Annotated in this window: 11 protein-coding genes and 1 pseudogene; 7 read left to right on the forward strand and 5 right to left on the reverse strand. The window is 60.9% G+C overall.

What is annotated here, in order from left to right; genetic code table 11:
* Nucleotides 1–52: 52 nt before the first annotated feature.
* Entirely contained in the window at nucleotides 53–1,609 is a 1,557-nt protein-coding gene (locus CYD26_RS12200) for a phospholipase D family protein (RefSeq protein WP_099776332.1), read from the forward strand.
* On the opposite strand, the gene CYD26_RS12205 is transcribed toward CYD26_RS12200, so the two are convergent.
* Together CYD26_RS12205 and CYD26_RS12210 are read right to left on the reverse strand one after the other, a co-directional pair.
* Complete coding sequence (locus CYD26_RS12205; RefSeq protein WP_102052711.1) at nucleotides 1,606–2,748, reverse strand: MFS transporter; 1,143 nt, start codon at nucleotides 2,746–2,748, stop codon at nucleotides 1,606–1,608. The two genes, CYD26_RS12200 and CYD26_RS12205, sit on opposite strands and share 4 nt — an antisense overlap.
* Before the next feature lie 111 nt (nucleotides 2,749–2,859).
* A complete protein-coding gene (locus CYD26_RS12210) occupies nucleotides 2,860–4,353 on the reverse strand; it encodes an aldehyde dehydrogenase (RefSeq protein WP_102052712.1) in 1,494 nt (497 codons plus the stop codon).
* Nucleotides 4,354–4,553: 200 nt separating this feature from the next.
* Between CYD26_RS12210 and CYD26_RS12215 the strand changes: the two genes are divergently transcribed.
* Nucleotides 4,554–4,916: a cupin domain-containing protein gene (locus CYD26_RS12215; protein ID WP_102052713.1), complete on the forward strand. Its 363-nt coding sequence runs from the start codon at nucleotides 4,554–4,556 to the stop codon at nucleotides 4,914–4,916.
* Nucleotides 4,917–5,015: 99 nt separating this feature from the next.
* Here the strand turns inward: CYD26_RS12215 and rpmG are convergent, their stop codons facing one another.
* Together rpmG and rpmB are read right to left on the reverse strand one after the other, a co-directional pair.
* The gene (gene rpmG / locus CYD26_RS12220) at nucleotides 5,016–5,171 is read right to left on the reverse strand and encodes a 50S ribosomal protein L33 (protein ID WP_013793373.1); all 156 of its coding nucleotides are present in this window, start codon (nucleotides 5,169–5,171) and stop codon (nucleotides 5,016–5,018) included.
* A gap of 11 nt (nucleotides 5,172–5,182) precedes the next feature.
* Nucleotides 5,183–5,419 carry a 50S ribosomal protein L28 gene (gene rpmB / locus CYD26_RS12225; protein ID WP_010225868.1) on the reverse strand — a complete coding sequence of 79 codons (237 nt, stop codon included), beginning with the start codon at nucleotides 5,417–5,419 and terminating at the stop codon, nucleotides 5,183–5,185.
* A 362-nt stretch (nucleotides 5,420–5,781) separates the two neighbouring features.
* Here rpmB and CYD26_RS12230 point away from each other — a divergent pair, with 362 nt between their 5' ends.
* Nucleotides 5,782–7,371 carry an ABC transporter substrate-binding protein gene (locus CYD26_RS12230; protein ID WP_102052714.1) on the forward strand — a complete coding sequence of 530 codons (1,590 nt, stop codon included), beginning with the start codon at nucleotides 5,782–5,784 and terminating at the stop codon, nucleotides 7,369–7,371.
* Here CYD26_RS12230 and radC read toward each other — a convergent pair.
* Nucleotides 7,368–8,042, reverse strand: coding sequence for a DNA repair protein RadC (gene radC, locus CYD26_RS12235; RefSeq protein ID WP_102052715.1), 675 nt, complete (start codon nucleotides 8,040–8,042; stop codon nucleotides 7,368–7,370). The two genes, CYD26_RS12230 and radC, sit on opposite strands and share 4 nt — an antisense overlap.
* 134 nt (nucleotides 8,043–8,176) lie before the next feature.
* On the opposite strand from radC, the gene coaBC reads away from it, so the two are divergent.
* From coaBC to argB, 4 genes and pseudogenes are all read left to right on the forward strand, one after another.
* Nucleotides 8,177–9,385, forward strand: a complete 1,209-nt coding sequence (gene coaBC, locus CYD26_RS12240; RefSeq protein WP_065758158.1) for a bifunctional phosphopantothenoylcysteine decarboxylase/phosphopantothenate--cysteine ligase CoaBC — start codon at nucleotides 8,177–8,179, stop codon at nucleotides 9,383–9,385.
* 6 nt (nucleotides 9,386–9,391) lie between these two features.
* On the forward strand, nucleotides 9,392–9,847 hold the full coding sequence (dut, locus tag CYD26_RS12245; RefSeq protein WP_065758157.1) for a dUTP diphosphatase: 456 nt from the start codon (nucleotides 9,392–9,394) through the stop codon (nucleotides 9,845–9,847).
* Nucleotides 9,848–9,989: 142 nt separating this feature from the next.
* A pseudogene (locus tag CYD26_RS12250) lies at nucleotides 9,990–11,369 on the forward strand (phosphomannomutase/phosphoglucomutase); the annotation flags it as partial.
* Nucleotides 11,370–11,396: 27 nt separating this feature from the next.
* Nucleotides 11,397–12,302: an acetylglutamate kinase gene (argB, locus tag CYD26_RS12255; RefSeq protein ID WP_065758155.1), complete on the forward strand. Its 906-nt coding sequence runs from the start codon at nucleotides 11,397–11,399 to the stop codon at nucleotides 12,300–12,302.
* Nucleotides 12,303–12,352 lie beyond the last annotated feature (50 nt).

Here is a 12,352-nt window from a genome sequence, read left to right on the forward strand (position 1 = left end):
CGCCGCCCTTGCGGGCCCTGTTCATCTCCCTGAGCGGTTAAGGAATCGCCCTTTGAACCACCCTCGGCTCGTGCCTCTGTTGCTATGGCTGGTGTTTGCCCTGGCAGGCTGCGCCAGTGTCGACAGCCCCCGTGAAGTCAGTCAGGCACTGCCGGCCAGCGACTCGGCGTTCGGGCGCTCGGTCCAGCGCCAGGCCCAAGCCTACGGTGGCCGCTCCGGCTTCCGCCTGCTGCCCAATAGCAGCGAAGCATTCCGTGCCCGTGCCGAGCTGATTCGCAATGCCCAGAGCAGTATCGACCTGCAGTACTACATCGTCCGCGACGGCCTGAGTACCCGCGCACTGGTCAGCGAGCTGCTGCAAGCCGCCGACCGTGGTGTACGGGTGCGCATCCTGCTCGATGACACCACCAGCGATAGCCTGGACAACCTGATCGACACCCTCACGGCCCACCCCAACATCCAGTTGCGCGTCTTCAACCCGCTGCACCTGGGCCGCAGCACCGGTGTGACACGAACCCTGGGGCGGCTGTTCAACCTGTCGCGGCAACACCGGCGCATGCACAACAAGCTATGGCTGGTGGACAACAGCATGGCCATCGTCGGCGGGCGTAACCTGGGTGATGAGTACTTCGACGCCGAACCCAACCTGAACTTCACCGATATCGACCTGCTTGGGGTCGGCCCGGTGGCAGAGCAGTTGGGGCATAGTTTTGACCAATACTGGAACAGTGCCCTGAGCCGGCCGATCAACGACTTTTTCCTGCGCCAACCAGATGCCGACGACCTGCGCCGCACCCGCCAGCGCCTGGACAGCGCCTTGCAAGCGGCCAGCACCCAGCGCAAGGCCCTCTACGACCGGTTGATGGCCTATCGCACACAGCCGCGCCTGGACATCTGGCGCAACGAGTTGATTTGGGCCCATAGCCAGGCACTGTGGGATGCGCCCAACAAGGTACTGGCCACGGAAGAACCCGACCCACAGTTGCTGATGACCCCGCAACTGGCGCCCGACCTGAATGCCGTGGCCCACGAACTGATCCTGATCTCGGCCTACTTCGTACCGCGCGACACCGGCCTGCTGTACCTGACCAGCCGGGCCGACGCAGGTGTCTCGGTCAATTTGCTGACCAACTCGCTGGAGGCGACCGATGTGCCGGCGGTTCATGGCGGCTACGCCCCCTACCGCAAGGCCTTGCTGGAACATGGCGTGCACCTGTTTGAGCTGCGCCGCCAGCCCGGCGCGCCTCATCGCCATCCGCTGTACCGCCTGCACGGCAGTTCAGACTCAAGCCTGCACAGCAAAGCCATTGTCATTGACCGCAAGAAGACCTTTATCGGCTCGTTCAACTTCGATCCACGCTCAGTGTTGTGGAACACCGAAGTCGGCGTGCTGGTCGACAGCCCCGAGCTGGCGGAGTACACCCGCGACCTGGCAGCTCAAGGCATGGCCCCCGCCCGGAGCTATCAGCCCAAGCTGGAAAACGGTCGCGTGGTCTGGGTCACGCAGGACAACAACCAGCTGCACACCCTGACAACCGAGCCAGGCGGCCTATGGCGTCGTTTCAATGCCTGGATCAGCAAGGCCGTCGGCCTGGAGCGCATGCTTTAAGAAGCCAGCTTCACCTCAAAGGCATTCGGTCGCCGGGCCAGCAACACCAGGCCAAACGCGCCAACGGCCATCAGCAAGGGCAAGGCATGCCCACTGATCCACTGGCTGCCAGCGCCAGCCAGCAAAGGCCCGATCAGGCAACCAATACCCCACAGTTGAGCCACGTGGGCGTTGGCGCGCACCAGAGCATCGTCACGGTAACGCTCACCAATCAGGATCAGCGACAAGGTGAACAAGCCACCGGCGCTGGCGCCGAACAGCACCCACAGCGGCCAGATCAACGAGGTGTGTAACAGCAGCGGAATCATCAGGCTGGAGATCAACAACACCAGCGCGCACCCCGAGAACAATGTGCGCCGCGACATGCGGTCGGCCAGCGCACCTATCGGCAATTGCAGCAGCGCATCGCCAATCACGACGGTACTGACCATAAACAGCGCCATTTCAGTGCCAAAGCCCTGCTGCAGGCAGTACACCGGCAACAGGGTCAAAATCATCGCCTCGAACGCGGCAAACAGGGAAATGGCCCAGGCAATGACCGGAAGGTTGCGACAGAACCAGACCAGATCACCCAAGGTCACCGAACAGGCTTCGGTTGTCGGCGCACCACTGCGCCCGATCAACAACAGGGGGGCCAGCAATAACAGGCCTGCACCCGCCCAAAAACCGAAGTCACCCTCCGGCCCCAGAAATCCCAGCACCAGCGGCCCGGCCAACTGGCTCAGTGCATAGCTACTGCCGTACAGCGCGACCAGGCGCCCACGCCACGCCTCGACCACCAACTGGTTGATCCAGCTTTCACCAAGGATGAAGACGATGGTCAGCACCATGCCAATCAACAGGCGCAGCACCAGCCACACCGGGTAACTGGGCAACAATGCCAACAACCCGATCGACAGCGCGCCGCCCCACAGGCACAGACGCATCAACCCGGGGGTGCCGAAATACGCCGCCAGGCGGCTGGCCAGGCTGGCCCCGAACAGCACACCGATTGCCGGCATTGCCGCCATCACGCCAATGGCAAAGCCACCGTAGCCCCAACTCTCCAGCCGCAACGACACCAGAGGCATGCTCACGCCTAGCGCCAAGCCAACACTGAGCACTGCCCCCAGTACCGCAAAGTAGGTACCCCAGCGCATTACCGCCCCCTTTTTGTTGTTTTAAACAGGCACAAACAACACAGCCGGGCTTGCTGCGATGCAAGGCCCGGCCGTGTCACTGAACGCGCGCGGCACCCGGCCGCGCAAGGCTTACAGCTTGATCCAGGTCGCCTTGAGTTCGGTGTACTTGTCCAGCGCATGCAGCGACTTGTCACGGCCGTTACCCGACTGTTTGAAGCCACCGAACGGTGCGGTCATGTCGCCGCCATCGTACTGGTTGACCCAGACGCTACCGGCACGCAGCGCCTTGGCAGTCTTATGTGCCTTGGAGATATCTGCCGTCCATACGCCCGCCGCCAACCCGTAGGGGGTGTCGTTGGCAATGTTGATGGCCTCTTCAACGCTGTCGAAGGTGATCACCGACAGCACCGGGCCAAAGATCTCTTCCTGCGCGATCTTCATGGCATTGCTGACGCCGTCGAAAATCGTCGGCTCGACATAAGTGCCGCCGGTTTCTTCGAGGATACGCTTGCCACCGACCAGCAGTTTGGCGCCGTCGCTATGACCGGCTTCGATGTACGACAACACGTTGTTCATTTGCTGGGTGTCGACCAGCGCGCCGACCGTGGTCGCCGGGTCAAGCGGGTTGCCCGGCTTCCAGGCCTTCAGTGCCTCAAGCACCAGCGGCAGGAAACGATCCTTGATGGAACGCTCAACCAGCAGACGGGAACCTGCCGTGCAGACTTCGCCCTGGTTGAAGGCAATCGCACTGGCTGCGGCTTGTGCGGCCGCGTTCAGGTCCGAGGCATCCGCGAAGACGATGTTCGGGCTCTTGCCACCGGCTTCCAGCCAGACGCGCTTCATGTTCGATTCGCCGGCATAGATCATCAGTTGCTTGGCGATCTTGGTTGAACCGGTAAACACCAAGGTGTCCACATCCATGTGCAGGGCCAGGGCCTTGCCGACGGTGTGGCCATAGCCTGGCAGCACGTTCAGCACGCCCGCAGGGATACCGGCTTCGATAGCCAGTTGAGCGATGCGAATGGCGGTCAGTGGCGACTTTTCCGAAGGCTTGAGGATCACCGAGTTACCGGTGGCCAGCGCCGGGCCGAGCTTCCAGCACGACATCAGCAGCGGGAAGTTCCACGGTACGATGGCCGCGACCACGCCCACCGGCTCACGGGTGACCAGACCAAGCTGATCATCCGGCGTAGCGGCCACTTCGTCGTAAACCTTGTCGATGGCCTCACCGTTCCAGCTCAGTGCATTGGCCGCGCCTGGCACGTCGATGCTCAGCGAGTCGCTGATCGGCTTGCCCATGTCCAGGGTTTCCAACAGGGCCAGCTCTTCGACGTTCTGCTTGAGCAGGCCGGCAAAGCGGATCAAGGTTGCCTTGCGCTTGGCCGGGGCCATGCGCGACCAGACACCGGAATTGAAGGTGGCACGGGCATTTTCGACGGCGCGCTGGGCATCGGCTTCATCACAGCTGGCGATGTGCGCCAGAAGGCGTCCGTCGACCGGGCTGATGCACTCGAACGTCGCATTCGATGCGGCGGCGGTGTATTCACCATTGATGAAAGCACGGCCTTCGATCTTCAGTTGCTGGGCACGCTGTTCCCAGTCCGCACGAGTCAGGGTGGTCATACGAAACTCCTCCTCTTATTGAAGTGCAGCACCGCACGAGGGCTCACGGGTGCTGTCAGAAATTTTGCCGGAGCGATACGACGCTCGACGGCATCAGACACCCTAAACCAGCAGCACCCAAATTATCAATATATTTGACACAAATAGGCAAAAATCCTACTGATGTGCAGTTTATTAAACACAATAAGGGTGACCCGTCCATGAAGATTCAGCAGATCGTCGATTTCAGCCAAGCCATGACGGAAGCGGAACGTTACCGCCCTGCAGCAGAGAAAATCCTCAAGGGCGATCCTGAGCAGGCGGTCTTCAACCACTATTCCAGCCCCTGCGGGCAATTTGCCGCCGGCGTATGGGAAGGCGCTGTCGGCCAATGGACAGTGAACTACACCGAACACGAGTACTGCGAGATCCTTCAGGGCGTCTCGGTACTGCGTGACAGCGCAGGGCAGGCAAAAACCCTGCGGGCAGGCGACCGCTTTGTCATCCCCGCCGGTTTCACGGGCACCTGGGAGGTGCTGGAGCCGTGCCGTAAAATCTATGTGATGTTTGAACAGAAGGCCTAAGCCCAACGTTCAGGTATGACAGCAACAAAAAACCCGGCACGAAGGCCGGGTTTTTTGTGTGCCAGCACCCTGAAAGGACACCGGCGAGAAACCAATCAATTACTTGATTTTGGCTTCTTTGTAAGCAACGTGCTTGCGAACCACAGGATCGTACTTCTTGATTTCGATCTTGTCGGGGGTGGTGCGCTTGTTTTTGTCAGTGGTGTAGAAGTGGCCAGTACCAGCGCTCGACACCAGACGGATCAATTCACGCATGATTCTCTCCCTTAGACCTTGGCGCCGTTGCGGCGGATGTCAACCAGAACGGCATCGATGCCGCGCTTGTCGATGATACGCATGCCTTTGGCGGATACGCGCAGACGCACGAAACGCTTCTCAGACTCGACCCAGAAGCGATGATGCTGCAGGTTCGGCAGGAAACGACGACGGGTTTTGTTGTTTGCGTGGGAAATGTTGTTCCCGGTTACCGGACCCTTACCGGTAACTTGACAGACTCTCGACATGCCTCAGCCCTCTAAAACCACATGCCCAACCCGGCATGGGTTGGCCGCTTAATCTCTCAGTCTATGGCGCCAGGCGCCGTGTTTCTTCAGGGTCTTATCGGTTATACGCACAGACGCGACAAACCGGGCCCCTAGAAAAGAGCGCTGCTTTATACCAGAAAGACCAGAGTACAACAACAGCAGATACGAATTGCCGTGCAACGAATCATACGCGAACAGCACAGCCGTGGGCTTGGAGCACCCTCGACCACTCGTCGCAAGATAAGCCAAAAAGGATATAGCCATTTAGTCCGGCGCGCACTAGGGTAGGACACTTCCAGACTGCATCGGCAGATGGGCCATCGATCAGCCAAGGAGTCCCCATGCGTCCTGCCGCTCTACCGTTACTGTTCGCCGCTGTATTTGCGCCTGCACTGGCCCAGGCGGCGGCACTGAGCGTTTGCACCGAAGCCAGCCCTGAAGGCTTCGACGTGGTTCAGTACAACTCACTGACCACCACCAACGCGTCAGCCGATGTGCTGATGAACCGGCTGGTCGAATTCGACGCGACCCAAGGCCAGGTGGTGCCGAGCCTGGCGGAGCGCTGGACAGTTTCCAGTGATGGCCTGACCTACGAGTTCAAACTGCGTCCCGAAGTGAAGTTCCACAGCACCGCCTACTTCAAGCCCAGTCGCACACTGAATGCCGACGACGTGCTGTTCAGCTTCCAGCGCATGCTCTACCCCGCTCATCCCTGGCACAAGATTGCACAAAGCGGCTTCCCCCATGCGCAATCGCTGCAACTGCCTGAGCTGATCAAGCAGATCGAAGCGCCAGACCCGCTCACCGTGCGCTTCACCCTCGACCACACGGACGCCACCTTCCTGGCCACGCTGAGCATGGGCTTCGCCTCGATCTACTCGGCCGAATACGCCGACCAACTGTTCAAGGCCGGCACCCCGGAGAAGCTCAACAGCCAGCCCATCGGCAGCGGGCCGTTTGTCTTTGGTCGCTTCCAGAAGGACGCCAACATCCGTTATCGGGCCAACCCGGACTACTTTGCCGGCAAACCGGCGGTCGACCCGTTGATTTTCACGATCACCCCCGATGCCAACGTGCGCCTGCAGAAGTTGCGGCGCAACGAATGCCAGATCGCCTTGTCGCCCAAGCCACTGGACATCGCCGAAGCCGCCAAGGATGACAACCTGAAGGCCGAGAAGACCGATGCCTTCATGACCGCCTTTGTCGCCATCAACAGCCAGCATCCGCCACTGGATAAAGTGGAAGTCCGCCAGGCCATCAACCTGGCATTCGATAAAGCCAGCTACCTGAAGGCGGTTTTTGAAGACACCGCCGTCGCCGCTAACGGCCCTTACCCGCCCAACACCTGGAGTTACGCCAAGGACCTGCCCGGCTACCCCACCAACGTGGACAAAGCCCGCGGCTTGCTGGCCAAGGTTGGCCTGGCGAAGGGCTTCAGCACCACGATCTGGACGCGCCCTTCGGGCAGTCTGCTCAACCCTAACCCAAGCCTGGGCGCACAGTTGTTGCAGGCCGACCTCGGCAAGATCGGCATTCAGGCCGAGATTCGCGTTATCGAATGGGGCGAGCTGATCCGCCGGGCCAAGGCGGGCGAGCATGACCTGCTGTTCATGGGCTGGGCTGGCGACAATGGCGACCCCGACAACTTCCTCAGCCCACAGTTTTCCTGTGCCGCCGTGAAGTCCGGAACCAACTTTGCCCGTTATTGCGACCCGCGCCTGGATCAGTTGATCAGCGCCGGCAAGACCACAAACGACCAGAGCGTGCGCAGCCGCCTGTACGAGCAGGCGCAGACGCTGATCCAGCAGCAGGCATTGTGGCTGCCACTGGCGCACCCAACTGCTGCTGCCCTCACCCGCAAGGGTGTGGAGGGCTATCAGGTAAGCCCGTTTGGCCGGCAGGACTTCTCGAAGGTGAATGTGGCCCGCTAAAACCAGCCGTACTCGACCATCGACAAGGGTTCGCCATCGCCGATGATGAAGTGATCCAGCACCCGGACATCCACCAGCTCAAGCGCCGTCTTGAGCCGCCGGGTGAGGATCACGTCGGACTGGCTGGGCTCCGAAACCCCCGACGGGTGGTTATGGCACAGGATCAAGGCAGCCGCATTGTGTGCAAGCGAGCGTTTGATCACTTGCCGTGGGTAGACACTGGCGCTGTCGATAGACCCGCGAAACAGCACTTCAAACGCAAGCACCCGGTGCTTGCTGTCCAGGAACAGGCAGCCAAACACCTCATGCGGCTCGTGACGCAACTCGGCCTTGAGGTAGTCCTTGACGGCCTGCGGGCTCTCCAGGACCGAGTCCCGGCGCAAACGCTCGGCCAGATGGCGCCGGGCCATCTCCATGACCGCCTGCAACTGGGTAAACTTGGCAGGCCCCAGCCCTGGCTCGGTGCTGAACCGCCTGAGGTCTGCTTCCAACAGCGCTCGCAAGCTGCCGAACTGCTGTAACAGGTAACGCGCCAGGTCGACGGCACTGCGCCCGCGAACCCCGGTTCGTAGAAAAATAGCCAGCAATTCGGCGTCCGAGAGGCTGGTGGCCCCTCGCGCCAGTAACTTCTCCCGAGGCCGCTCCGCGACCGGCCAATCCTTGATGCTCATGCTACCTCCCTGCCCACTGGGTACTGCTGTCTGGCTTGAGTGCTGTGCTATCTTAGCCCCTCTTTTTCTTCGCCGATTTGGCTTCCTACAAGCCTGATCGGCACGTGCAAACCCTGATTTGACAAGGCAAGCCTATGCAGCGGCTGTATCGGAAACGCATTGTTCTCGGCGTCGGCGGCGGCATCGCCGCCTACAAGAGTGCCGAACTGGTTCGCCGACTTCTTGAGCACGGCGCGCAAGTCCGTGTCGTCATGACCCGTGGCGGTGCTGAATTCATTACCCCCCTGACGATGCAGGCCCTGTCCGGGCACCCGGTTCATCTGGACCTGCTCGACCCGGCCGCCGAAGCCGCCATGGGCCATATCGAGCTGGCAAAGTGGGCCGACCTGGTGCTGATCGCACCGGCCACCGCTGACCTGATCGCACGCCTGGCCCAAGGCGTCGCCAATGACCTGCTGACCACACTGGTGCTGGCCACTGACGCGACGGTTGCCGTCGCCCCGGCCATGAACCAGGCCATGTGGCGCGACCCGGCCACCCAGGCCAACCTTGAACTGCTGCAAAGCCGCCAGATCCAGGTATTCGGCCCGGCGTCCGGTAGCCAGGCCTGTGGTGATATAGGCCTGGGCCGCATGCTTGAAGCCAACGACCTGGCGTGGCATGCCGCCGAATGCTTCAAGCGCGAGTCGCTGACCGGCAAGCATGTACTGATTACGGCCGGCCCGACCCAGGAAAACATCGACCCGGTGCGCTACATCACCAACCACAGCTCCGGCAAAATGGGCTTTGCCCTGGCCGAAGCAGCGGTCGAAGCGGGTGCCAAGGTCACGCTGGTTACCGGCCCTGTACACCTGCCAACCCCTGACCGGGTGACCCGCATCGATGTGGTCAGCGCCCGCGACATGCTCGCCGCGTGTGAAGCCGCCATTCCCTGCGACCTGTTTATTGCCTCGGCAGCGGTTGCGGACTACCGGCCAGAGGTCGTAGCCCCACAAAAGCTAAAGAAAGACCCGACCACCGGTGACGGCCTGCTGCTGCAGATGGTGCGCAACCCCGATATCCTTGCCACCATCGCCACCCGTCCGGACCGTCCGTTCAGTGTCGGCTTTGCCGCCGAGACCGAACACCTGCTCGACTACGCCGCACGCAAGCTCAAGGACAAGAACCTTGACCTGATCGTCGCCAACGATGTCGCCAACCCCAGCATTGGCTTCAACAGCGAAGAGAACGCCTGCAGCGTGATCGACCGGCAACTGCAAGAAACCCTTTTCGCCCAGACCAGCAAAGGCAAGATCGCCCGTCAGCTGATCGCCTTTATTGCTGAACGTCTTAACCAGGTTTAATCGCGCATGCACGCTCTACAAGCCAAGATTCTCGACCCTCGCATCGGCAACGAATTCCCGCTGCCACAGTACGCCACCCCAGGCTCCGCCGGCCTTGACCTGCGTGCCATGCTCAAGGAAGACACCGTCCTGGAGCCAGGCCAGACCCTGCTGATCCCGACTGGCCTGTCGGTGTACATCGGTGACCCCGGCCTGGCAGCCCTGATCCTGCCACGCTCGGGCCTTGGTCATAAGCACGGCATCGTGCTGGGCAATCTGGTCGGCCTGATCGACTCCGACTACCAGGGCGAACTGATGGTGTCCTGCTGGAACCGCGGCCAGACTGCATTCACCATCGCTGTTGGCGAGCGAATCGCCCAACTGGTGCTGGTGCCGGTGGTACAAGCCCATTTCGACATCGTCGAAACGTTCGATGAAAGCCAACGCGGCGCGGGTGGCTTCGGCCACTCCGGCAGCCACTGACCCACCGGGCAGCCTCGGCTGCCCAACGCAACCCAACGGATTGGCGAACGCTCTGGCAGAAACACTGTCAAAGCGCTCAATTTGAGCCTGCACCGCACGCCCTTGAGATTGGAGCTCCCCAGTGATGAATGACATGACACAACTGGTACCCACACTCCCTGAAAGCATCTTTCGCGCCTATGACATTCGTGGCGTGGTTGGCGACACCCTGACCGCCGAGACTGCCTATTGGATTGGCCGGGCCATTGGTGCCCAGAGCCTGGCTCAAGGCGAGCCGCAAGTTTCAGTGGGCCGTGACGGCCGCCTGTCCGGGCCGATGCTGGTCGAGCAGTTGATCAAAGGTCTGGCCGAGGCCGGTTGCCAGGTCAGCGACGTGGGCCTGGTGCCTACGCCTGCCCTGTACTACGCCGCCAACGTTCTCGCCGGCAAATCCGGCGTCATGCTGACCGGCAGCCACAACCCGCCGAACTACAACGGTTTCAAGATCGTCATCGCCGGTGACACCCTGGCCAACGAGCAGATCCAGGCGCTGCTGACCCGCTTGAAGACCAACGACCTGAGCCATGGCCAAGGCCATGTCGAGCGCGTCGAGATCCTTGATCGCTACTTCCAGCAGATCACTGGCGACATCAAGCTGGCGAAAAAGCTCAAGGTCGTTGTGGACTGCGGCAACGGCGCAGCCGGTGTCATTGCCCCACAACTGATCGAAGCCTTGGGCTGCGAGATGATTCCGCTGTTCTGCGAAGTGGACGGCAACTTCCCGAACCACCATCCAGACCCAGGCAAGCCCGAAAACCTGGTCGACCTGATCGCCAAGGTGAAAGAGACCGGCGCGGACCTGGGCCTGGCCTTTGACGGCGACGGCGACCGCGTCGGTGTCGTGACCAACACCGGCAACATCGTCTACCCGGACCGCTTGCTGATGCTGTTTGCCAAGGACGTACTGGCCCGCAACCCGGGCGCCGAAATCATCTTCGACGTCAAATGCACCCGCCGCCTGAGCCCATTGATCGAGCAGTACGGTGGTCGTCCACTGATGTGGAAAACCGGTCATTCGCTGATCAAGAAGAAAATGAAGCAGAGCGGCGCCCTGCTGGCCGGCGAGATGAGCGGACACATCTTCATCAAGGAGCGTTGGTTCGGCTTCGACGACGGTATTTACAGCGCCGCGCGGCTGCTGGAAATCCTCAGCAAGGAGTCGGTCGACGCCGAAACCCTGTTCGCCGCCTTCCCAAATGATATTTCCACGCCGGAAATCAACATTGAAGTGACCGACGAAGGTAAATTCAGCATCATTGATGCACTGCAGCGTGATGCGGATTGGGGCGAAGCCAGCCTGACCACCATTGATGGTGTTCGAGTCGACTACCCCAACGGCTGGGGCCTGGTGCGTGCCTCCAATACCACCCCGGTACTGGTGCTGCGTTTTGAAGCCGAAACCGACGCCGAACTGCAACGCATCAAGGATGTTTTCCACGCGCAACTGAAGCGTGTTGAACCCAACCTGCAACTACCGTTCTGACCGACTACTGTTCCACTGGAGCTTTGCATGACCCTCGATCGTGATGCCGCCACCCATGTCGCCCAGGTATTGTCCGAAGCGCTGCCTTATATCCGCCGCTTTGTCGGCAAGACCCTGGTGATCAAGTACGGCGGCAACGCGATGGAGAGCGAAGAGCTCAAAACCGGTTTCGCCCGTGACGTGGTCCTGATGAAAGCCGTGGGTATCAACCCTGTGGTCGTACATGGCGGCGGCCCGCAGATCGGCGATCTGCTCAAGCGCCTGTCGATCGAGAGCCACTTTATCGATGGCATGCGCGTCACTGACGCACAAACCATGGACGTGGTCGAGATGGTTCTCGGTGGCCAGGTCAACAAGGACATCGTCAACCTGATCAACCGTCATGGCGGCAGCGCCATCGGCCTGACCGGTAAGGACGCTGAGCTGATTCGTGCGAAGAAGCTCAAAGTCACCCGCCAGACCCCGGAAATGACCTCGCCTGAAATCATCGACATCGGCCATGTAGGCGAAGTGGTTGGGGTAAATACCGACCTGCTGAACATGCTGGTCAAGGGCGACTTCATCCCGGTGATCGCACCGATTGGTGTTGGTGCCAACGGCGAGTCCTACAACATCAACGCCGACCTGGTCGCCGGCAAGGTCGCCGAAGCCCTGAAGGCCGAGAAGTTGATCCTGCTGACCAACATCGCAGGCCTGATGGACAAGCAAGGTCACGTGCTGACCGGTCTGACCACCGAGCAGGTCAACGACCTGATCGCCGATGGCACCATCTACGGCGGCATGCTGCCGAAGATTCGCTGCGCGCTGGAAGCCGTCCAGGGTGGCGTCAACAGCTCGCACATCATCGACGGTCGGGTACCGAATGCGGTCCTGCTGGAAATCTTCACCGACAGCGGCGTCGGCACCCTGATTACCAATCAGAAGCCTGAGTAACAGCCTCAGCTCCCGATCTGGTGGCACACCAGAGAAGCAAAAAGGCCCTG

The sequence above is a fragment of the Pseudomonas sp. FFUP_PS_473 genome (assembly GCF_002858665.1).
Classification (GTDB): Bacteria; Pseudomonadota; Gammaproteobacteria; order Pseudomonadales; family Pseudomonadaceae; genus Aquipseudomonas; species Aquipseudomonas defluvii.